This window comes from Brucella sp. RRSP16 (assembly GCF_052246815.1).
GTDB lineage: Bacteria > Pseudomonadota > Alphaproteobacteria > Rhizobiales > Rhizobiaceae > Brucella > Brucella intermedia.
Map to the genome: position 1 here is coordinate 1 of NZ_JBQQAM010000025.1, position 22,707 is coordinate 22,707.

Genomic DNA, 22,707 nt, shown 5'->3' on the forward strand with positions numbered 1-22,707 from the left:
ACCGGACTGAGCACGAATATGTCTCGGCTTCGCGGACGGGCCCCTTGCGGAGATCGATGCCGCTCACCGGTCCCGCACGGCCATTGGAAGACAACGACGTTTACCGGAGCGCTCAGGCTATTGTCATTAAGCATGTAATAAGGACCCCATTTGAGGGGTTATCGGCATCCAAACGGGGCTCTGACGCAATCTCGCTGACATCAGGTCGCTCCGATGACACGTGCTTCCAGCAGATCGAGCTTCCCACGTCCATACATTTGCCTCTTGATGAGTTTTAGCTTGTTGATCTGTCCTTCGACCTGGCCGTTCGACCAAGGTTCGGTGATGGCGGCAGACACCGCTGCCTTGTCTTTCAGTATCCCGTTGGCGAAGGGAGCAAACAGACTATCGCGTGCATCAGCGATCCACGGGTCGAGTTCTGTCTTGGCCTTCCTTCGGATCATTGTCTGGAAACGATCAATTAGGTTGCGAGCTTGGATCAAGGCGGGAACGCCGGCTTCTATGGCCGCAATAGTGATTGTGTCAGCCTTACTCAGTTGATCGCGAGCAGTTGTCATCAATCGGGCAATCCTTCTGGCGGATGGCACTTTTTGAAGTTGCTGTTCGCAGACCCGCTCAGACCGCCGTCGCCTTGCGGCCCACCCCCCAACGACACGAGAACAACCACGGAAGCCTTTGCACTTTAGCTGTCGCCAGAGTTCAGCGCCGTTGTGCTGCCCAGACCCCCAGAGTTGATCCAACAGCGGCAGATAGGCCTCAAGGGAACTTTGTCTGACACGGAACACATCAGTTCTGTGGCCGCGGACGATCTGGCGAACTGTTCCGCGGCTATAGCCGGTCTGTCGCACGATTTCCTTTATTGGCACGCCATCGGAAGCCAGCTTGGTGATTGTCGAATTCACGTCCTCACGCCGTAGATAGCTCTCATATTGCAGTCGTTCAGCGCAAGTGAGTAGCGCAGGATTGATCGTCGTAGCACCAATTGCGGTACGGATCGCCCGCATGGATTTGCGCACGACGTCAAGGAACGCTGCGCTGGCGTTCTCCATCAAATGCCAACGATCTGCGACCTGCATGGCATGGGGTAAAGCCTTGGCAGCAGCTTCACGATAGCCGCCGCCTCTATCACGTGAAACAATCGCTATTTCGGGGTGCTGAGCAAGGAACGTCGAAACTGTCGCGATCTCCCGATCAGGCAGAAGTTTGACAATCCTTCGCTTCTCAAGATCACATACGACGGTGCCATAGCGGTGATTGCGGCGGATAGCCCAATCGTCAATTCCGACGGCGTTTAGAGCATCATCCGGCACCATGGATTTTCTTCTCACCGCACGGATGAGTGTGTCATTGCTAACCGGGATCATCAAGCGTTTGGCAATGGCTGCTGCAGGCCGCCCTCCCAAAGCCAACCCGAGATGATGTACGATGGTATCAAGCCGAGCGGTTCGACGGCTGCGCTCCGGAACGATAAGCTCTCCAAACCTTTCGACGAATATCCGGCGACGACAAAGTGTCATCTCACAAATAAAGCGCCTTGCTGTTAATCGTAGCTGGACCTTGGTGCCACCACAAGGCAAATCAGCAACTATCCGAACGTAGCGGCTATGAACACGATCTGACATTTGGTTGCATAAAGGGCAGGAACGTTGATCAGCGGCTGCCCGCGCTGAAACAATGATTACCCCGTTGTCCTCGTCGGAACGCTCAACAATCAATCCGACCGGGATCAGGGACGACAGACGAAACTTGGTCGCCATGATGCTGACTCCTTTCTGATAACTGCGTCAGTTTCGACCGCGAAATCATCAAATATGAGTTAGACCCCCGTTTAAACGCCGATTGACAAGATTCAATTCAATGTGTTCAAACCCTCGTTCGATATACCAACCGATCTGCCGCGTTGTCTAATCATCCTCATTAAAGCTATTGTTTCGCTTGCGAACGCTAGCGCACGTTTTTGGTCTTCTTCTTTACGAGCGGTCTGGCCAAGTTCCAGATAATAATCGGTGAGAAGCTCACATAGGGGTAAAGCTTCGTTCGAGGCCGTATTGGGTACTGCCTCCAGCCCCGGAACAGATTGAAACGGCTGATGGTCAATCGTTGAGGACCTATGCTCCGCCTGTGCCGCCAACGCCCGTATTTCCGTTGCCGTAGAAGGTTCGGTATTTTGAGCAAGGGAATAAAGAAGTTCGCTAAGTCGGTTTTCCAGCGCCGGAAGATCAAGGTTCGCCGCGTTCGTTGTCTCTGCGCGTTCAAGGTGAAACGCGCGCCTACGTTGCTGTCGCAACCTAGCAACATGAGTGAGTTCTTCATGTGCCATGCGTTCCGCAGCTTTTGCAATCTCGTCAGATTTTGCGTTCGCAGCAACATACGTCCAAAAGGTGAAGGCGCGTTCCTCATTGCGGACCGCTAACGAGAAAGCCCGATAGGCGCTTAACAGTTCTGCGGGCACGGTTTCGGTACCTTCGTCGTCAAATACAGCTTCCGGAGGTGATATAATTATCGAATGGCCTTGGCCGCTCGTCTGTTCCCATACCTCGATCTGTTCCAGGTGTTCGGTTTCTTCGGCAACTAGCACTTCGAAGACCAGAGCTAGGTCCGGCCGTTCCATCTCCCTCATGCGCGTAGCGAGGGCTATGTAATGATCAATCGATTCTTGTTCCATCGCTCTGGCAAGAGCCAGCAATTCGTCCATCGATGCAATTTCCCAAGGCTCACGGTTTACTTTTATCATTCCAATCTCCTCCATGGATTGAGCTCAAGATCTTTGTCTGGTTTTTAGAAAGATTTGCATTCGCATTTGATTTGAATCATGGTCCGCCTACATTGCCTGAAGGTATCACCTTTCTCGTTTCATATTCAAAAGAACGACTGTCCGATGACGCCTCATTTAAAATCATTGTTCACATTCCTTCTTCTAACCATGCTGGTCGCCGTGCCTGCAAGAGCTGGGGACCTCGCAAAATACCTGCCGGTCGTTGATCCGCAGACCCTGTTCCAAGGCGCTGACAGTATCGGCAAGCCACAGGGAGAGCCGCCCATTGCGCCGGTAAAAAAGGGGAATGAGCTCCTCGGCTATGCGTATCTGAGTTCGGATTTTACAAGCACGATCGGCTATTCCGGCAAACCGATCCACATTGTCGTCGGCATCGATACCAAAGGCGTCATACGCGGCATAAAACTGGTAGACCACAAAGAGCCGATCGTGCTGATCGGCATTCCCGAAGCCAAGGTTGTGGCTGCGCTGAATTCGTTGGTCGATAGTGACATGAGTGCTGTTGCCGCCGGCCAGAGCAAGCCGCCACAGGTGGAAATCGTCAGCGGTGCCACAGTTACCGTGCTCGTCATGGGGGACAGCGTCGTTCGCTCGGCAGTCGGCCTTATCCGCAGTGGGAGGCTCGGAAATACTCCTGTGCAGGCTGTCGCAGCCAATGTGCAACGCGCGGTTGATTTGCAGATTCGTGAAGAACACGACTGGCAAACATTGATCGGCGACGGCTCGGTTCGCAGCCTGAAACTGTCGGTTGGTGACGTGACGCAGGCGTTTCGTGACGCCAAACATGATCGCGCCGCCGAAAACCCTGAAACAACCAATCCCGACGACGAATTCATTGAGCTTTACGTCGCGCCGGTCTCAGTACCGTCGATCGGTATCAGCCTACTCGGGAAAGATGGCTATGAACGGTTACAAAAGCAACTGAAGCCGGGGCGTCAGGCGATCCTGGTCGCCGGCGACGGAGCCTATTCCTTCAAAGGCTCCGGATATGTGCGCGGCGGTATCTTTGACCGTATCGAGTTGATGCAGGACGGGCAGGGCGTACGCTTTCGTGACAAGAACCATACCCGTATCGGCGACATCATGGCCAACGGCGCGCCGCGGCTGCGCGAGATAGCACTGTTTCAGGTCCCGGACGGCTTCGACTTCGACGTAACGGAACCGTGGAATTTGCAGCTCTTGGTGCAGCGCGGCTTCGGTGCGCGGGACAAGGCCAATGTCAGCTATGATCTCGGTTATAGTTTACCGGATAAATATCTGGTGAAGCAACCGGAACCGGCGCCTGTCCAGCCTGCTGCACCAAGCGCTGATGCGCCGCGTCAGCCGCAGCCGGTCGGCGAAGCAAATGCAGCCGACATTCTGGGCGAGGGCAATCCGCTCTGGGTCCGGATGTGGGAGATGAATCGTGCCAATGTGGTCATCACCGCTTTTGCCATCACGGTTCTTGTCGGTATTTTCTTCTTCCAGAATAGTCTGGTCAGGCATCCGCGCTTCTTCACCTGGCTGCGGCGTAGCTATCTCCTGTTCATCCTTGTCTGGCTTGGCTTCTACAACAATGCGCAATTGTCGGTGGTCAATGTCCTGACCTTCACCAACTCCCTGATTACCGGCTTCAACTGGGAATTCTTCCTGACATCGCCACTGATCTTCATATTGTGGGCATCGGTGGCGGCGGGGCTGCTGTTCTGGGGTCGCGGACCGTTCTGCGGCTGGCTGTGCCCGTTTGGCGCCCTTCAGGAACTCACCAACAATCTCGCCCAATGGCTAAAGGTGCCGCAAGTCAAGCTGCCATGGGGACTGCACGAGCGCCTCTGGCCCCTCAAATATATGATCTTCCTCGGCCTGTTTGGACTGTCGCTCTATTCGGTTGCGCTGGCTGAAGTGTTTGCGGAAGTCGAGCCGTTCAAGACCTCGATAATTCTCAAATTTGCGCGTGAGTGGCCGTTTGTCATTTATGCACTGACACTTCTGACAGCAGGCCTGTTCATCGAGCGCTTCTACTGCCGCTATATGTGCCCGCTCGGTGCGGCACTCGCCATTCCCGGACGCATCCGCATGTTCGAATGGCTGAAACGCTGGCCAGAATGCGGTTCGCCCTGCCACCGTTGCGCCAAGGAATGTCCGGTTGAGGCGATCCACCCTGAAGGCCAGATCAACGTCAACGAATGCATCTACTGCATGCATTGTCAGGAACTCTATCACGACGACCAGCGCTGCCCGCACATGATCCAGGTGCGTGTGAAGCGTGAAAAATTCGCAGCCCGTAATGCCCCCCTCGCATCGGCTGCCGAACGTGGCGGTGGACCGGCCAGACCCGTCATCTCAGTCAAAGGAAAACCGGTTGAAGGCGCAGCCGATACCGGTCCTGCTGCCTGACTTTTCTAAAGGAGAGAAGCATGTCTGAAGAAACCAAGAAAACGCAGCTCAGTCGAAGACAGCTGCTCGGTACGTCGGCCTTTGTGGCTGCCGCCGGTGCAAGCGGTCTAGGGGGGGCGCTGTTTGCAGGCTCAACCGAGCCGGCATTGGCTGCTGCTGGCGACGCTGGTCACAGTGCGGAAGTGAAGCCTGGAGAACTGGACGAATATTACGTCTTCTTTTCCAGCGGCCAGAGCGGTGAGGTCCGTATCGTCGGCCTGCCATCGATGCGCGAATTGATGCGCATTCCAGTGTTCAATCGCGATAGCGCGACCGGCTGGGGCCAGACAAATGAGAGCCTGAAGGTGCTGACCGAGGGCCTTCTGCCGCAAGATCAAGAGTTCCTCAAGGATCGTGGCGGCATATTCCTGAATGGCGACTTGCACCACCCGCATCCGTCCTTCACTGAAGGAACTTATGACGGGCGTTATCTCTATGCCAATGACAAGGCCAATACGCGTGTCTGCCGCATCCGTCTTGATGTGATGAAATGCGACAAGATCATTCAGCTTCCGAACCAGCATACCGTGCATGGCTTGCGCGTGCAGAAATATCCGAAAACCGGCTATGTCTTCTGTAATGGTGAGGATCGCGCACCGATCCCGAACGATGGCAGCAATCTGACCGACACCAAGCAATATCACGCGATCTTCACGGCCGTTGACGGCGAGACCATGAAGGTTGCCTGGCAGATCATGGTTGACGGCAATCTCGACAATGTCGACTGCGATTATCAGGGCAAGTACGCTTTTGCCACCTGCTACAATTCGGAGGAAGGTACGACGCTTGCCGAAATGATGTCGAGCGAGCAGGACTGGATCGTAATCTTCAACCTGAAGCGTATCGAAGAGGCGGTTGCCAAGGGCGATTTCAAGGAAATCAACGGCGTACCGGTCATCGATGGGCGTCACGGTTCCAAATATACCCGTTACATTCCCGTGCCGAACAGCCCGCATGGTATCAACACCGCGCCAGACGGTATCCATGTGGTCGCCAACGGTAAGCTGTCGCCGACCGTTACCGTGTTCGACGTTCGTAAGTTCGACGAACTTTTCGACGACAAAATCCAGCCCCGCGATGCAGTAGTTGCGGAACCGGAACTCGGACTTGGGCCATTGCATACCGCTTATGATGGCAAGGGCAACGCCTATACGACGCTCTTCATCGACAGCCAGATCTGCAAATGGAACATTGAGGACGCCAAGCGTGCCTTCAAGGGCGAGAAAGTCGATCCGATCCGGCAGAAGCTCGATGTGCATTATCAGCCGGGTCACAACCACACTTCCATGGGGCAAACCAAGGAAGCTGATGGTCAGTGGCTGATCTCACTCAACAAGTTCTCCAAGGATCGCTATCTCAATGTCGGGCCGCTCAAGCCCGAAAATGACCAGCTCATCGACATTTCCGGTGAGAAGATGGTGATTGTTCATGACGGGCCGAGCTTTGCCGAGCCGCATGATGCGACCATTGTTCATCGCTCGAAGATCAATCCCGTCAACTTCTGGAGCCGTGAGGACCCATTCTTCGCCGATGCCGTCACTCAGGCTAAGGCCGATGGTCTCGACCTGATGGACGCCAATGAGGTGATCCGGGATGGCAACAAGGTGCGCGTTTATATGACGTCTGCCGCGCCAGCCTTCGGTCTCACCGAGTTCACCGTCCAGCAGGGCGATGAGGTGACGGTTTATGTCACCAATATCGATGAAATCGAAGACCTCACCCACGGCTTTGCCATCATCAACTACGGTGTCAATATGGAGGTGGGGCCGCAGGCAACCGCGTCAGTTACCTTCACAGCCAACAAGCCGGGTGTGTGGTGGTATTATTGCTCGTGGTTCTGCCATGCCATGCACATGGAAATGAAGGGCCGGATGCTCGTGGAACCGAAGAAGGCCTGACTGCCATGAAGTTCCCCCGCCGGTTTCAGTCCTTGAGCGCTGCAATGCTGCTGACCGTCGTTCTGTGCGACGGTTTGCAGGCACGGCAGATCGATGTCGTGGCAGGCGAAGGCGTACAGGCGGCTATCGACAAAGCGAAGCCGGGCGATGTCGTCCGGCTTCTGAAAGGCAAACACAATGGTGCGGTTATGATCGACCGCGCCATTGAACTGACCGGCGAACCGGGCGCCGTTGTAGACGGAGTTGGCTCGGGTAACGCTATAACGGTCAACGCGCCGAACGCTATCGTGCGTGGGCTGGAAGTGCGCGGCTCGGGCGATAACATGCCCGACCTCAATTCCGGGATTTTCGTGGCAAAAACCGCCCCGGGCGCACGCGTCGAGAACAATCGCCTTATCGATAATCTCTACGGGATTTATTTGCACGGCGCTGCAAATTCCATCGCAAGTGGCAATGAGATCATTGGCCGTCGAGGCGTGCGCATGGCGCAAACCGGCAGTGGCGTTTCCATATGGAATGCCCCCGGTGCACAGGTTATCGGCAACGTCATTCGCTACGGGCGCGACGGCATCTATACCAATGCCAGCCGCAAAAACGTCTTCCGCAACAATGTGATGGAGGATGTCAGGTTCGCCGTCCATTACATGTACACGGACGACAGCGAGGTCATCGGCAATGTTTCGCGCAACAATTCTGTCGGTTTCGCGATCATGTACACCAATCGCCTCAAGGTGATGGATAACCTGTCCGACGGCGATCGGGATCACGGGTTGTTGCTCAATTATGCAAACAGCTCGGTCATTTCCGGCAATCGCGTGATCGGGCGAATGCAATCGATAGACCGTTGGCTTGATGCCGGTGTTCAGAAAGCTGAACATGGCCTTCCTGCGGAAGACCAGGCGGAGACACTGGCAGGCGAGACCTCGCGGCTCGGCCCGGAAAAATGCGTGTTCATTTACAATGCCAACAAGAACAAGTTCACCGAGAACAGTTTCGAGAACTGCAGCATAGGCATTCACTTTACGGCCGGTTCAGAGGGCAATGCCATGAGCGGCAATGCCTTCATCAATAACCGCAATCAGGTGAAATATGTTGGCACGCGCAACCTCGACTGGTCGGTCAATGGGCGTGGCAATTACTGGAGCGACAATCCGGCCTTTGATCTCAACAGCGATGGTATCGCTGACAGCCCTTACCGACCCAATGATCTGATCGACAAGGTATTGTGGACTGCGCCACAGGCAAAAATTCTCATTAATAGTCCAGCAATCGAGACGATCCGCTGGGCACAGACCCAGTTCCCGGCGCTTCTGCCGGGCGGTGTTGTCGATAGCCATCCCCTAATGAAGCCGCCGCATCCGGCCGATCCGGCGAAAGGAAAACCAAATGACTGAGACTGTCGTTCTTGATCAGGTCACAAAGTCCTATGGCGGGTTCGACGCCATCAGCGATGCGAGTTTCAGCCTTCACGCTGGAGAAAGCATCGCGCTGGTCGGCCATAATGGAGCAGGCAAGACCACGATGATAAAGCTCATGCTTGGGCTGATCCGTCCAACCAAGGGTACGGTTCGTGTGCTGGGTGAGGACCCGGCGACGGGTGCTTTTGCCGCCAGATTGCGCCTTGGTTATCTGCCTGAACACGTCTCTTTCAATCTGGCGCTGACGGGAGCGGAAACACTTGGTTTCTATGCGCGGCTCAAGAGAATGCCGGTTACCCAAAATATTGAGCTGCTCGAACGCGTTGGCCTCGCCCATGCTGCGAACAGGCGGGTTGGCACCTATTCGAAAGGGATGCGCCAGCGACTGGGGCTTGCTCAGGCACTGCTCGGTCAGCCATCCGTTCTGCTGCTTGATGAACCGACGACTGGTCTCGATCCCGCCTTGCGCCAGAGCTTCTATGAAATTCTCGAAGAGCTGCGGAGCAAAGGCACGACAATCCTCATGTCGTCCCATGCCTTGACCGAACTGGAAACCAAGGTCGGGCGCGTCATCATCGCGAACAAGGGCAAGATCATTGCCGATGGCTCCATCGATACGTTGCGCCGGATTTCACAACTGCCTCTTCGCATACGCGTGCAGACGCCGGACGTTTCCCGGCTGCCTTCGACAACCGCCAATGCGGCATTGTGCTGGCATCGTCTCGGCCCGGATATCTTCGAAACGGAAGCCCCGACGGAAGGCAAGATGGCGCTTGTCCGCGAAATCGTGGCCATGAATGACAATCTGACGGAACTCGATCTTGTTCCGCCGACGCTGGACGAACTGTACGCCCACTTTCTCAACGCCGGAGAGGCGGCTCGCGCGGAGGCAGCGGAATGAACAATATTCTCATCATTGCTTCCAAGGAAATACAGGAAGGTCTGCGCAATCGCTGGGTTCTGGCGACCACGTTACTGCTTGCAGCATTGGCTCTGAGCATGACTTTTCTCGGTAGCGCACCCACTGGCAGTTCTGTTGCAGCAAGCAGGTTGGACGTGGTGATCGTCAGCCTCTCCAGCCTGACCATCTTCCTCATCCCTCTCATCGCTCTTCTCATTTCGCATGATGCAATCGTCGGTGAGATGGAACGTGGTACGATGTTGCTGCTTCTAAGCTATCCGATAAGCCGGATTCAGCTGGTTCTGGGCAAGTTCATCGGCCAGCTTGCCATTCTCGCTTTCGCGACATTGCTCGGGTACGGCGTGGCTGCTGTAGCGCTGATCGTGACCGGATCTGGCGTGGATGCGGGGAGCTGGCTCTCGTTATTGAAACTCATCGTCTCGTCGGTTCTGCTGGGAGCGGTGTTCATCGCCATTGGCTTTCTCGCAAGTACGCTGGTGCGGGAGCGGAGCACGGCAGCAGGTATCGCCATCGGCATCTGGCTGTTTTTTGTGCTGATCTATGACGCAGCACTTCTTGCTCTGCTGGTTTTCGATCAGGGCCGCATTGTTGGCGGTGGCATACTCAACGGTCTGCTTCTTCTCAATCCAGCCGACTCCTACCGGCTTCTCAACTTCGGTCTCGGACAGGCCGGATCTTTAACTGGCATGGGCGGAATAGCCGGTAACGCCACACTCTCGGCTCCAGCTCTGACGCTAGCGCTCGGCCTCTGGGTCATGCTGCCGTTGTCCCTTTCCATGTTGGTTTTCTCGAGGAAAGAATTATGAAACGCGCTTTGTTTCTGGCCCCTCTGTTTCTTGTTCTGCTTGCCGGATGTTCTCCGGATGAAAAGAAAGATGCCGTCGTTGCTCCATTCGCCCTGACAGAAAGCGCAATGGGCCGCTATTGCGGGATGAATGTTCTGGAGCATCCTGGCCCCAAGGGCCAGATCATTCTCGAACCGGCAAATGAGGCGGTATGGTTCTCTTCCGCCCGCGATACACTCGCCTTTACGATGCTGCCTGAGGAGCCGAAGGGGATCGCGGCGATCTACGTTTCAGATATGGCGAAAGCGCCAAGCTGGGAAGAGCCGGGAGCGGAAAACTGGGTCGACGCGCGCAAAGCCTTTTTCGTGATTGAAAGCGCTGCTGTAGGTGGAATGGGGGCACAGGAGGCCGTACCGTTTTCGACACGAGAAGCAGCGGAGAAGTTCGTTGCGGAAAAGGGCGGCCGTATTAGCACTTTTACGGAAATACCGGAGGATTACGTTCTCGGCGGTCAGTCGGTGCGGCCCTCCGATCTTGGAGCCGAAAGCCATGCGCATTGAAGGTGGACAGCGTCTCAGTCGTCGGCTTGTACTTGCGGGTGGTGCGGCTGGAGTAGTGTTCTGGGCCATTCCAAAACACGCAGTTTCACTCGACCTTCCTGAGCCCATCATCTGGCGTGGCCAGGCGATGGGGGCACCTGCCAAGATTATACTCTATCATCCTGATCGTTCGACTGCCGAACGGTTGCTACGTGAATCTGCTCAAGAAGCGGAAAGGTTGGAGAACATCTTCAGCCTCTATCGCTCGGATTCAGAACTCACCAAACTTAACCGCAATGGGGCGCTGGCATCGCCTTCGCCTGATCTGGTCGAGGTATTGCGTATCTGCCATGAATGCTGGCAGGCCAGCGACGGCCTTTTCGATCCGACAGTACAGCCCCTTTGGAACTGTCTGAAAAAGCATTTCTCGCAAGAACGTCCTTCTCCCGACGGACCATCGCGACAGCTTTGGGACGAAGCGCTTGCAAAGGTAGGGTTCGGTCACGTTCTATTCGATGAGAACCGTATTGCCTTCTCAAAACCGTCGATGTCTCTGACGCTAAACGGCATTGCGCAGGGCTATGTCACTGACCGGGTGACGGCATTGTTGCAAAGGGAAGGGGTCGAACATGCGCTGGTCGATATGGGAGAGTATCGCGCGCTTGGTTCGAGACCGGACGGTACGGCATGGCGCATCGGCATTGCCGATCTCGAAGCCGGAGCTAGAACCGAAGAACATGTTGATATCCGCGATCAGGCGCTCGCGACATCCAGCTTCACGGGCTTTCAGTTCGATGAGTCCGGACGGTTTAACCATTTGCTCAACCCAAAAACCGGATTTTCAGCAGCACTTTATGGTCGCGTGACGGTGACCGCCGCAAGCGCCGCAATGGCCGATGCTCTTGCCACGGCCTTCAATCTCATGGACTCAAAACAGATAGAGGATACGCTACAAAAACTGCGGGGAGTTTCCGCGCATGTCGTTACCCGCAACGGTACAAACCTTCGCTTTCCTGCTTGATTGATCCAATTCGGTTTGAGGTGATCAGTTTGTACTGCAAACACAGAAAGCGGCACCAAGGGATCAATGGAACATCTCGGTTCCAATAAAGTTAACAAACGGGAAATATGCATGAATATGTCAATCGCAATATGCCAAAGGAGAAATGAAATGAATTACCGTAAATACATTATTGGTTTCCTTCTAGCGACGACTATGAGTGGTTCGGCCTTCGCAGCGGATCATGAGGTCGATATGCTTAATAAGGGTGCAGATGGTCCCATGGTATTTGAACCGATGTTGAGTAAGATTGCGATCGGTGACACGATTACTTTTGTCCCAAAGGACAAGGGGCACAACGCAGAGACTATAAAAAAACTCATGCCAGAGGGAGCTGAGCCCTTCAAGAGCAAAATGAACGAGACGAAAACCTACGCATTCGAGAAACCCGGTGTCTATCTTATTAGATGTACCCCGCACTACAGCATGGGTATGGTTGCCCTCGTTATAGTCGGAGACGACACTTCGAACCTCCAATCCATCAAGGACGCCAAACTTCCAAAACCAGCCCGCGAGCGCGTCGATAAAGCACTGTCACAACTATAGGTAGACGGGCAGCTTTCTAAAGATGATCGGACATGTGGAATCGTCATGCCGATGAATGATAGGATATCTCCCCCTCCCCCGCGCGGATATTACGAACTGCGCGGGTTGCTTTTGATGCATAGATGTAACTGTCTTTCACAGATTGTGGAAGGGTTGTCTCAGTTGTCTCGCATATTGAGAGCCGACTCGAAAATTAAGTTGAGCGATTTCAGGAATTTATGATTCTCTGTGGTTTACTAACCTGGTTAATTCATAGCGGAATGGATATGGCGCGCATCGTGCAAATTACCGTGTGCCGAAGTAAGCGTTTTTCACAGGGGGACATTCGCCGGTTTTAAGCGGTCGTTGTGTTATCTGGGTTTGGAAGTTGCGACGAACGGGTTGAGGTTTCGGGGCGTTTATGCCCTTTTTTTAAGTTGCCAGCTTTGAAATGCGTTCGAGCACGAGGCGCAGGATATTCTGGCTTGGGCAAGAGGTCGGCAGATGGAGACGGATCTGGGTCTTCATTTCGATCAGTCGCGCTGCGATCTTGATCAGGCGCAGCCGCAATGTGGCGAACTGAGCGACGGCGAAGCGTGAGCGTTTCGGCATCGCAGCGCGCAGGCCCCACATCACTCAATAGGCTGAGGTGCCCCGGCAAATGCGGGTATCTGCCTAGGCAGTGCACTGCGCTTGGGTTGGAGGGCAACTGATAAGCAGCGCACTTTTTGACAGTGACATGATTCTATAAAACGGAAAAGCCCCGGTAAGGGAAGGCCCACGGGAGGGAACTCAGGTTAATGAGATTTCGGGCTGTATTTGCATTGACGTGACGGTGTGATTCCTTAGGTGCTCTGATTCGGTTGGGAGCACTGCGATGGATGACTTGGTTGTTCGGTTTGTTGGCGAGGACGCCCCTCGTGCGCGGCTGGCGCTGTTGCTGGAGCATTTTTCCGATCTTTCGGACGATCGCGAACCGCAACGGATCATGTATCCGCTCAACGAAATGCTGCTGCTGGTGACCTGCGCCACCATCTGCTCGTGCGACGATTTCGACGATATCGTCGCCTGGGGCCAACATCATCTGACCTTTCTGCGCCGCTTCTCGGAGTTCCATTTCGGCATTCCCTGCGAGCGTTGGCTGCGTATCCTGGTCAACCGCATCGATCCGATCCTGTTCGGGCGCTGTTTCGAAAGCTGGATTGTGGCACTGTGGCCCGATCGCCACGACCTCATCGCCATCGACGGCAAGACGGCGCGACGCACCCTCGACAAACGCAAGGGGCTGAAGGCACTCCATACACTCTCGGCCTACGCCACCAAAGCGCGCCTGACCCTGGCGCAGCTCTCGGTCCCCGAAAAGACCAACGAGATCACCGCCATCCCAGATCTGCTCGATCAGCTTGCCGAGGCCAGGCAACTGGAAGGGGCGCTCGTCACCATCGACGCCATGGGCTGTCAGGTCGAGATCGCCGACAAGATCGTCGGCCATGGCGCCGACTATCTGCTGGCCCTCAAGGGCAATCACCCGACCCTGGAGGCCGACGTCGCTGCCTATTTCAGCGATGCGCCGACCGTCGAGCTGGTCACCAGAACCACGCTCGAAAAGGCTCATGGGCGCATTGAGACCCGCACCTATACAGCTTCCGACAATGTCTCCTGGATCTCCTCGCAGCGCAGCTATCCTGGGCAGCCGCGCTTTCGCAACATCAAGACCATCCTCAAGGTTCACACCCGCCTCGAATATGCCGACCGAAGCAGCAGTTCTCAGACACGCTATTTCATCTGCTCCGCTGTGCTCGATATCGAGCGCCTCGCCGCTGGCGTGCGCGGACATTGGGGCGTCGAGAGCATGCACTGGTTGCTCGACGTCGCCTTCAAGGACGACCTGTCCCGTTATCGCGCTGAACACGGTGCCAAGAACATGGCCGTAGTGCGCCGCTTCGCGCTCGGCCTCGTGCGCGCCAACAAAGCAAAGGGGAGCGTCAAGACAAAGCGCAAAACCGCCAGCTGGGATCCCAATTACTTGCTCGAAATCCTCCAGCAAAATTGACCGTTAACCTCGATTCCGTGCCGTGAGGGAAGGCCCAGGGCTATCGCATTTGGCCGATGATGGATCGAGCGAAGTCATTGGAGCATCCGGCCCGTTTTCTCTTGGCTCGGATCGAGACATCGGTTCTTGATTTTCTTAGGAAGTTGAGGGCGAGTTTTCGCAAGATTGCAAGGTTTTCCGGTGCGTTGTCCTTGCGGCTGCGGTCTTCTGGTCCTCGTCGAAGACCATGTCGAGGCCCCAATGGAGTACGTACTCGATCGACCAGCGCGAGCGGGCTGCGGCAAGATAGGTTTCAGGGAGAAGAGCGCGGGTTCGGTACTGGCGGTTTTGGTTCCGCAGACCCAACTGAGATCCTGACTGAAAAGGCGCGCCGCACTTCGAGGCGGCCATGATCTGCACCGCTCGTTTCGGCGCTCGGTAAAGTCTGGAGCACCTCGTCCACTGCAAAATAATCGGCAACCATCTTGTGCAAGGCGGGTCTGTTCACTTTCAATCGCAGCAAATAATCTCCGCCCTGATCGAGGATCAGTTGCGCGGTTTCTTCCTGGCAGTGAATGGCATCGGCCGTGACTAATTGCTGTAGGTATGCATTTATTGACTTGTATCAACGACATCCGGCTTTTGCGCCATATGCTGGCATTTCGAACCACTAAGGTATTCAGTCGTGCAACATATCAAGTTCACATTCTGGGGCATTTTTTTAGTTTTGACCGTCCTGTGGCTGATTGAAGAACCTCACGTGTATGAGACGACAACTTTCTTCGCGCTTCGTGGGACCATGGTCCAGTACAGCGGAATTATCGCCATGGCTTCTATGAGCGTAGCCATGGTTTTGGCACTTCGCCCCCGCTGGCCGGAGCGGTGGTTCGGCGGACTTGATAAGATGTACCGCCTACACAAATGGCTAGGCATTGCGGTTCTCATCGTCTCGTCTATTCACTGGCTGTGGGGCAAGGGACCGAAATGGGCTGTTGGCTGGGGCTTGATTGAGCGCCCGGTACGCGGGACGAGACCGCCGCTGGAAAACCCGGTCGAGCAGTTTTTATTGGGCTTGCGCGGATCTGCAGAAGATCTGGGTGAATGGGCATTTTATATAGCAGCTCTGCTGATCGTTCTGGCTCTGGTCAAGTATTTTCCCTACCGGCTTTTTTACAAGACACACCGGCTTTTGGCCGTCGTCTATCTGGTGCTCGTTTTCCATACCGTAGTGCTGATGACGTTCAGATATTGGCTTTCACCCATCGGCATCGTGATGGCATTGCTTTTGGCTTCAGGCACCTTTGCGGCAGTGAAAGTACTTCTGCGACGTGTGGCTGTGAAACAGCAGGTTCTGGGCGAGATATCATCAATTCACTACTATCCCGGCGTACGGACACTTGAGGTCGAAATCGACGTCCCACAAGGCTGGCCAGGTCACAAGTCGGGCCAGTTCGCATTCGCGACATCGGACAGTTCAGAAGGAGCACACCCTTACACGATAGCTTCCGCGTGGAATAAAGAAGATAAACATATCACCTTCATCACCAAGGAACTGGGCGATCACACCGACCGCCTGTACGAGAAGTTAAAGGTCGGGCAGGTTGTAAAACTCGAGGGCCCATATGGCTGTTTTGATTTTGACAACGGCCAACTACGCCAGATCTGGATCGGTGGCGGTATTGGCATCACGCCCTTCATTGCCGGCATGAAACATCTGGCGCAAGAGCGGATTACAAATCCAGATGCGCCACACAAGCTGATCGATCTATTTCACACCACGACCGATTACGACGAGAACGCTATCAATAAGCTGAAGGCCGATGCGCTGGCTGCCGGCATCCGGCTACATATCCTGGTAGACTCGCGCGACGGATTCTTGACCGGCGATCGCATTCGGGCTGCCGTACCAGATTGGCGTGAGGCCAGTATCTGGTTCTGCGGTCCGGCAGGTTTCGGAGAGTCATTACGCCGAGATTTTGAGGCGCAGGGCCTACCGGTCGCGAAACGGTTCCATCAAGAGTTGTTCGCAATGCGGTAGAAAACGATGTTCGCGCGAGCTGAAGCACAATCCGGGAAGCATTTTGAATAATCAATCGAACAAGGTCGGGATTAGTGATTTCGACATCGACCGTCTTCCGATTACATAGTGTGATCGCGCGTTTGTTTTGCTTCTCATTGGAAAGGTGGTTGCTTCCCGATAAGATGAAATACTGGCTTACGACTGGGCACCAGGCCCAGCATCAAACAGGAAGCAACCATGAAACAATTTATCGGCCTTGACACCTCATTAAAAGATACATTCTGTTTATACTTCAAACCCATTGGGAATCCTGAAAGGCAATAGCTTTTTCCAAGTTTTCAAACCAAACTATCTGATCAAGACAAATTCACACCTGCCACCTGATGTAGCGCAGATAGCGAGGGTATCTCTATGCAGCTATGATCCCGCGAGGTGATGAGGCCAAGATTGCGCAGTCTCGTGAAACTTCTACTCACGGTTTCAACAGTCAAACCTAAGAAGTCGGCGATATCCTGTCTTGGCATAGGAATATGAACGAAGCCTCTGTTGGGGGACCGTTGAGCGAGAAGAATGATAAAGCATGATAATTTTTCGACTGGTGCCAGCCGACCCAGTATGAGTTGAATAAAGTTCGCCTTCCTTAACGAATCCTTTGTCTCGGCGTGCGAATATTGCTTAATTCTTTCATCTCTAACGATACACTCCTGGAATTTAATTTTAGATAGGGAGGTAATATTGCTTGTTACGATGGTTTCAATTGTCGATGGATAGTGTTCATCGTCGATAATCCCTATTAGTTCTCTTGGGAATATGAAGTGTGTTATCTGCCGCCGACCGTCGGGCAAGACTCTGAAAGCTCTTAATAAGCCCTCATTTACCATGTAAATCCGACCGATTTTGTCACCCTCTCGAGCTATGGTAACGTTCCGGGGAATGGTTTTATCAACACCATTGCATTGCGAGAATGCGATCGCTCCAGAGAGTTCATTGAATAGTGTTTTCCTGACCACAGTCGACGCGTCAAGGCTTATAACATTCGTTTTTTCAGAACTCATTTCGATGACCTGAAGAGTTAATATTGTGTCTTATTCTCAAGGTGGATGGCTCCATAAATCTAATCACTAACATCGTGCGAAACCCCACTATCCATTTGGGGTAGAGATGAGAAGATCAGACTAGTGAAGTATATCGGGTTTTGATGTGATGGGGTATAACTTTCGAGGCAGGCTCCGGTTTTTCGCTTCGGCGAACACCTCACACAAGACTTCGACAGCATCTGGAACCAGAACTATCCGAGTGATATTCTTCTATACTTGATGCTTCTTGATTGAAATCAATGCGGCTTATCTTGCAACCCATAAACTCAGGTCGGTTGCATTGAAAGAGAGCGGGATTAATGCATGAGTGACATCGCACAAGACGGCGATGGAAAACGATTTCGTTTTCCTACCGCATTCACCATTCTTTTTGGCCTCATTGTCATTGTCGCGGCGCTGACCTGGATCATTCCAGCTGGCCAGTACGAGCGAACCATGAATGCGGCTTTGAACAAGGAAGTTCCTATTGCTGGGACTTACAAGGTCGCTGAATCCAATCCGCAAGGTATTACAGATATATTCATGGCACCGATCGGAGGGCTTTATAATCCTTCGACCAATCAGGCCAACGCCATTGATGTGGCGGTGTTCGTTCTCATTATTGGTGGTTTTATTGGTGTCGTCACCTCCACTGGCGCGATTGATGCTGGCATTGGCAGCGCCATGGTTGCGCTCAAGGGGCGAGAGAAATGGCTAATCCCTGTGCTTATGGCACTGTTCGCCTTCGGCGGTACAACCTATGGCATGGCAGAGGAAACGCTTGCCTTCTATATGCTTTTGCTTCCAATCATGATAGCGGCGCGTTTCGATGCAGTAACTGCGGTCGCTGTCATTTTGCTTGGTGCAGGCGTCGGCGTTCTTGGTTCGACAGTCAATGCATTCGCTACGGTCATTGCCTCGGATGCTGCGGGCGTACCTTTCACTAACGGCCTCGTGTTGCGCTGCATCATATTGGGGCTTAGCTGGCTGGCCTGCGTAATCTACGTGATGCGTTATGCTGAACGGGTGCGGCAAGATCCTACGAAATCACTCGTCTACGACATGAAGGCGGCGAACGAAAAACACTTTCTAAGTGCGCATGAGGGTGAAAAGGCTAACTTTACTCTTTTGCACAAGATCGTACTAACGGTCTTTGGTCTCACCTTTGTCGTCATGATCTGGGGTGTTTTGAAAGGCGGCTGGTGGATGGGGGAAATGAGCGGGTTGTTCCTCGCTTCGGCTATCCTGATTGGCTTTATCACACGACCTGGTGAGGCAAGTTTTGTCGACAGTTTCGTCAACGGTGCACGCGATCTGCTTGGCGTGGCGCTGATCATTGGTCTGGCGCGCGGCATCGTCGTGGTCATGGACGCAGGGAAGATCACTGATACCATCCTGCACTGGGCGGAGCTTTCCGTCTCCGGTTTGGGTAAGGTCGCCTTCATCAACGTGATGTACTGGCTCCAGGTGCTGATGTCGTTCTTCGTGCCATCCTCGTCTGGTCTGGCGGTCCTTTCCATGCCGATTATGGCTCCCGTGGCAGATTTTGCCGGTGTTGGTCGCCAGTTTGTAGTCACCGCGTATCAGTCGGCCAACGGAATAGTGAACCTGATCAATCCGACTTTTGCGGTCGTGATGGGTGCCTTGGCCATCGGTCGCGTTCCCTATGAACGCTGGTTGCGCTTCATGTGGCCGCTGCTTTTGATCCTGACCATTATCATCATGGCGTGCCTGAGCGCCGCTGTTCTGCTTGCTTGAAGGAGATTGCAATATGAGCTTAACTTATGGTGTTCATTCTGAAGTTGGCAAACTGCGCCGTGTCCTCGTCCATCGTCCGGGCTCGGCACTTGCCCGCTTAACGCCGTCGAACTGTCATGAGTTGCTTTTCGATGATGTCATCTGGGTCAAGCAGGCCCGTGTCGAACATCTCACCTTTGTCGACGCCATGCGACATCGTGGCGTGGATGTCGTCTTTCTGCGAGAGATGCTGGCAGAGACGATGCAGGATGCCGAGGCCCGGCGCTGGCTTCTGGAGCGTCGTGTCAACGAGAATACCGTAGGCGTTGGTCTGGCTGACGATTTGCGAGCCCACCTCATGGAGATTGACGCCGATGCCTTGTCGCTGATCCTGATGGGCGGCTTGAGTAAAGCCGAACTGCCAATCAAGGGACGTGGGCTTTTCGCGCCAACATTGCGTCCGGAGGATTTCGTCCTGCCGCCTCTGCCCAATCATCTGTTCACTCGCGATACAACCTGCTGGATCGGTGGTGGCGTCACGCTCAACCCGATGCGTTGGAATGCACGCAAGCTGGAAACAGTCAATATCACGGCCATCTATCGTTTCCATCCGGATTTCCGCGATGCGGGCTTCCCGGTCTGGTGGGGTGATCCCGATACGGATTATGGGCTTGCCACATTGGAGGGTGGAGATGTCATGCCACTTGGAAACGGCATTGTTCTTGTCGGTATGGGTGAGAGGAGCACGCCGCAGGCGGTGGGGCAACTGGCGCGCGCATTGTTTCAGAAAGGGGGGGCTGAGCATGTGATCGCCTGCAAGCTGCCTGTAGAGCGTTCATCCATGCACCTGGATACTGTGTTCAGCTTTTGCGATCGTGATCTCGTGACGCTCTTTGCCGATGTTGCAGAAAAGATCGAGCCCTATTCGATCCGTCCGGGCAAGACAAAAGATGAAATAGACGTCAGGGCGGAAGGACGCAAGCTTACCGAGGTCGTTGCTGAAGCGCTGGGACTGAAGAAGTTGCGAGTTGTTGAAACGGGTGGTGATGCTTACGTCGCCGAGCGCGAGCAGTGGGATGACGGCAACAATGTCGTTGCACTGGAGCCGGGTGTGGTCATTGCCTATGACCGCAATACCTACACCAATACACAATTGCGCAAGGCAGGCGTCGAGGTCATCACCGTGCCCGGTGCAGAACTCGGGCGCGGGCGAGGCGGCGGCCACTGCATGACCTGTCCATTAATACGCGATCCAGTTTGAGGAGACGAAAATGCCAGTCAATATCAAGGGCCGTAGCGTCCTGAAGTTGCTCGATTTCACGCCGAATGACATCCGGTTCCTGCTAAAGCTCTCGGCCTCATTGAAACAGGCCAAATATGGCGGTTATGAAGATCAAAGGCTGAAAGGCAAGAACATTGCGCTGATCTTTGAAAAAGACTCCACTCGCACGCGTACCGGGTTCGAGGTCGCCGCCTATGACCAGGGTGCACATGTTACCTATCTGGGGCCCACCGGTACCCAGATAGGTAAGAAGGAATCCATGAAAGACACAGCCCGCGTGCTTGGTCGTGTCTACGACGCTATCGAATATCGCGGCTTCGGGCAGGAACAGGCGGAGATTCTGGCGAAATGGTCGGGTGTGCCGGTTTATAATGGTCTGACAGATGAATTTCATCCGACCCAGATCCTCGCCGACTTTCTTACCATGCGCGAATATACCCGCAAACACCTGTCGCAAGTCACCTTCGCCTTCCTCGGCGATGCCGGTAACAATATGGGCAATTCACTCCTGACAGGAGCGGCACAGATCGGCATGGATGTGCGCCTTGCCGCACCGAAAGCCTGTTGGCCAGAACAGGAACTGATCGACCGCTGTCAGGAAATCGCGCTTCAGACCGGTGCGCGCATTACACTCACCGAAGACCCCGTAGCCGCCGTCAAGGGATGTGATTTTATCTATACGGATGTCTGGGTATCGATGGGCGAGCCGGATTCGGTATGGGCAGAACGTATCGAACTGCTGACGCCCTACCGTGTAACGCCGGAGATCATGGCGGCGGCTGGCAATGCACATGTAAAATTCATGCATTGTCTTCCAGCCTTCCATAATCGCGAGACGGAGATCGGAGAGAAGATATTTGAGAAATTCGGTATCGACTGCATGGAGGTGAGCGAGGCGGTCTTCGAATCAAACGCTTCCATTGTCTTCGATCAAGCAGAAAACCGCATGCACACAATCAAGGCAATACTCGTGGCAACATTGGGAAGCTGATATGCGGATCGTTGTGGCTCTGGGAGGTAATGCGCTTTTAAAACGCGGTGAGCCGATGACCGCCGAAGTTCAGCGCGCCAATGTACGGAAAGCCGCAAAGGCGCTGGCTAAGCTTGCGCGTAACCATGATATCGTGGTTGCACATGGCAACGGTCCGCAAGTCGGGCTTCTGGCGCTCCAGGCTTCCGCTTATACGGATGTCCCAGCTTATCCGCTCGATATTCTGGGGGCCGAAAGCGTCGGTATGATCGGCTATCTGGTGGAGCAGGAACTGACCAATGCCTTGCCCACGCAAATGCGGCTCGCCACGCTCTTGACCCAGATTGAGGTGAATAGTGACGACCCGGCCTTTTCCCATCCGGAAAAACCCATCGGTCCCGTCTACGACAAGGCAGATGCCGATCGTGTCCGGGCGGAACATGACTGGGTGCTCATCGAAGAGAGCGAGGGAAAATGGCGGCGCGTGGTGCCGTCGCCGCGTCCCCAACGTATCACTCAGATCCAAGTCATCCAACTTCTGGTTGAAGCTGGCGTTGTCGTCATCTGCGCGGGCGGTGGCGGTATTCCGGTTATTCGTAACGAGCAGGAGGAAATTGAAGGCATCGAAGCGGTGATTGATAAGGACCGGGCGGCAGGGCTTCTCGCAGAAGAACTCAATGCCGACGCTTTCCTGATGCTCACAGACGTGGACGCTGTCTATAGCGGTTGGGGAACGCCGGACCAGCTTCCGATCAGCAGGGCGACGCCGATTGAACTGTCGACGCAAAAGTTTGCTTCTGGTTCCATGGGCCCCAAAGTCGAAGCGGCTTGCGCCTTTGCTTCTCATCCCGGTCGCATAGCCGGGATAGGACGGCTGGAAGATGCGGCAGCGCTCCTTTCCGGTCAGGCTGGCACAGTAATAAAAATATAGGGTCTGTTAGCGTCCCGAACGTTTGCCAGAAGGGAAGTTGTCGTTTCCATGGATACATTGACAAGGCCCGGAACCATCCTGCGGTTCTGGCCTTTATCCGGTGTATTTGATCGTAGGAGGACTTCAATGTACAGGTTAATTCTTGCGGCTATGGTCATTATATTTTCGTCTGGTAGGCACTGTTACCTTAACCTAAGTGTAAACATCAGTTGCGATAACGGGTGATGACCGAACCTCGTTCTTCGCTTTACCGCCGCCATCGTTATCCATCTGAGATTATTGCAGAGGCGGTGTGGTTGTATTTCCGCTTTCCGCTAAGCT

General features: G+C 54.3%; 17 protein-coding genes and 4 pseudogenes. 16 read left to right on the forward strand and 5 right to left on the reverse strand.

Annotated elements, in window-relative coordinates; genetic code table 11:
- Positions 1–132, forward strand: a pseudogene (locus ACS5UA_RS22000) (IS630 family transposase); the annotation flags it as partial.
- Between the two features lie 68 nt (positions 133–200).
- Here the strand turns inward: ACS5UA_RS22000 and ACS5UA_RS22005 are convergent.
- Both ACS5UA_RS22005 and ACS5UA_RS22010 read right to left on the reverse strand, forming a co-directional pair.
- Positions 201–1,757, reverse strand: coding sequence for an ISL3 family transposase (locus ACS5UA_RS22005; RefSeq protein ID WP_443101820.1), 1,557 nt, complete (start codon positions 1,755–1,757; stop codon positions 201–203).
- A gap of 92 nt (positions 1,758–1,849) precedes the next feature.
- Positions 1,850–2,734 (reverse strand): ferritin-like domain-containing protein, encoded by an 885-nt coding sequence (locus tag ACS5UA_RS22010; RefSeq protein WP_143851114.1) that lies wholly within the window; start codon positions 2,732–2,734, stop codon positions 1,850–1,852.
- 144 nt (positions 2,735–2,878) lie between these two features.
- Between ACS5UA_RS22010 and ACS5UA_RS22015 the strand changes: the two genes are divergently transcribed.
- From ACS5UA_RS22015 to ACS5UA_RS22050, 8 genes are all read left to right on the forward strand, one after another.
- Entirely contained in the window at positions 2,879–5,152 is a 2,274-nt protein-coding gene (locus ACS5UA_RS22015; protein WP_443101821.1) for a 4Fe-4S binding protein, read from the forward strand.
- A 20-nt stretch (positions 5,153–5,172) separates the two neighbouring features.
- On the forward strand, positions 5,173–7,089 hold the full coding sequence (gene nosZ, locus ACS5UA_RS22020) for a TAT-dependent nitrous-oxide reductase (RefSeq protein ID WP_176588538.1): 1,917 nt from the start codon (positions 5,173–5,175) through the stop codon (positions 7,087–7,089).
- A 5-nt stretch (positions 7,090–7,094) separates the two neighbouring features.
- Positions 7,095–8,483: a nitrous oxide reductase family maturation protein NosD gene (locus ACS5UA_RS22025; RefSeq protein WP_443101822.1), complete on the forward strand. Its 1,389-nt coding sequence runs from the start codon at positions 7,095–7,097 to the stop codon at positions 8,481–8,483.
- A complete protein-coding gene (locus ACS5UA_RS22030; protein ID WP_443101823.1) occupies positions 8,476–9,408 on the forward strand; it encodes an ABC transporter ATP-binding protein in 933 nt (310 codons plus the stop codon). The genes ACS5UA_RS22025 and ACS5UA_RS22030 overlap by 8 nt, the downstream gene beginning before the upstream one ends.
- Positions 9,405–10,235: an ABC transporter permease subunit gene (locus ACS5UA_RS22035; protein WP_443101824.1), complete on the forward strand. Its 831-nt coding sequence runs from the start codon at positions 9,405–9,407 to the stop codon at positions 10,233–10,235. Before ACS5UA_RS22030 ends, ACS5UA_RS22035 begins: the two co-directional genes overlap by 4 nt.
- The gene (locus ACS5UA_RS22040; RefSeq protein WP_151663554.1) at positions 10,232–10,774 is read left to right on the forward strand and encodes a nitrous oxide reductase accessory protein NosL; all 543 of its coding nucleotides are present in this window, start codon (positions 10,232–10,234) and stop codon (positions 10,772–10,774) included. Before ACS5UA_RS22035 ends, ACS5UA_RS22040 begins: the two co-directional genes overlap by 4 nt.
- Positions 10,764–11,774, forward strand: a complete 1,011-nt coding sequence (locus tag ACS5UA_RS22045; RefSeq protein WP_100650328.1) for an FAD:protein FMN transferase — start codon at positions 10,764–10,766, stop codon at positions 11,772–11,774. Before ACS5UA_RS22040 ends, ACS5UA_RS22045 begins: the two co-directional genes overlap by 11 nt.
- Before the next feature lie 150 nt (positions 11,775–11,924).
- Entirely contained in the window at positions 11,925–12,359 is a 435-nt protein-coding gene (locus ACS5UA_RS22050; protein ID WP_094513215.1) for a pseudoazurin, read from the forward strand.
- A 411-nt stretch (positions 12,360–12,770) separates the two neighbouring features.
- On the opposite strand, the pseudogene ACS5UA_RS22055 reads toward ACS5UA_RS22050, so the two are convergent.
- Positions 12,771–12,974, reverse strand: a pseudogene (locus ACS5UA_RS22055) (transposase); the annotation flags it as partial.
- A 241-nt stretch (positions 12,975–13,215) separates the two neighbouring features.
- Here ACS5UA_RS22055 and ACS5UA_RS22060 point away from each other — a divergent pair.
- Entirely contained in the window at positions 13,216–14,391 is a 1,176-nt protein-coding gene (locus ACS5UA_RS22060; protein ID WP_176588533.1) for an ISAs1 family transposase, read from the forward strand.
- A gap of 40 nt (positions 14,392–14,431) precedes the next feature.
- Here ACS5UA_RS22060 and ACS5UA_RS22065 read toward each other — a convergent pair.
- A pseudogene (locus ACS5UA_RS22065) lies at positions 14,432–14,965 on the reverse strand (transposase); the annotation flags it as partial.
- A 90-nt stretch (positions 14,966–15,055) separates the two neighbouring features.
- On the opposite strand from ACS5UA_RS22065, the gene ACS5UA_RS22070 reads away from it, so the two are divergent.
- On the forward strand, positions 15,056–16,408 hold the full coding sequence (locus ACS5UA_RS22070; protein WP_176038311.1) for a ferredoxin reductase family protein: 1,353 nt from the start codon (positions 15,056–15,058) through the stop codon (positions 16,406–16,408).
- A gap of 338 nt (positions 16,409–16,746) precedes the next feature.
- On the opposite strand, the gene ACS5UA_RS22075 is transcribed toward ACS5UA_RS22070, so the two are convergent.
- Positions 16,747–17,445 (reverse strand): Crp/Fnr family transcriptional regulator, encoded by a 699-nt coding sequence (locus ACS5UA_RS22075; protein WP_443101825.1) that lies wholly within the window; start codon positions 17,443–17,445, stop codon positions 16,747–16,749.
- A gap of 345 nt (positions 17,446–17,790) precedes the next feature.
- Between ACS5UA_RS22075 and ACS5UA_RS22080 the strand changes: the two genes are divergently transcribed.
- From ACS5UA_RS22080 to ACS5UA_RS22100, 5 genes and pseudogenes are all read left to right on the forward strand, one after another.
- The gene (locus ACS5UA_RS22080; protein ID WP_443101826.1) at positions 17,791–19,224 is read left to right on the forward strand and encodes a YfcC family protein; all 1,434 of its coding nucleotides are present in this window, start codon (positions 17,791–17,793) and stop codon (positions 19,222–19,224) included.
- Between the two features lie 13 nt (positions 19,225–19,237).
- Positions 19,238–20,464 carry an arginine deiminase gene (arcA, locus tag ACS5UA_RS22085; protein WP_094513852.1) on the forward strand — a complete coding sequence of 409 codons (1,227 nt, stop codon included), beginning with the start codon at positions 19,238–19,240 and terminating at the stop codon, positions 20,462–20,464.
- Between the two features lie 10 nt (positions 20,465–20,474).
- On the forward strand, positions 20,475–21,476 hold the full coding sequence (gene argF / locus ACS5UA_RS22090) for an ornithine carbamoyltransferase (protein WP_443101827.1): 1,002 nt from the start codon (positions 20,475–20,477) through the stop codon (positions 21,474–21,476).
- 1 nt (position 21,477) lies between these two features.
- On the forward strand, positions 21,478–22,386 hold the full coding sequence (gene arcC, locus ACS5UA_RS22095) for a carbamate kinase (RefSeq protein WP_443101828.1): 909 nt from the start codon (positions 21,478–21,480) through the stop codon (positions 22,384–22,386).
- A 224-nt stretch (positions 22,387–22,610) separates the two neighbouring features.
- Positions 22,611–22,707 (forward strand): annotated as a pseudogene (locus ACS5UA_RS22100) (IS6 family transposase); the annotation flags it as partial.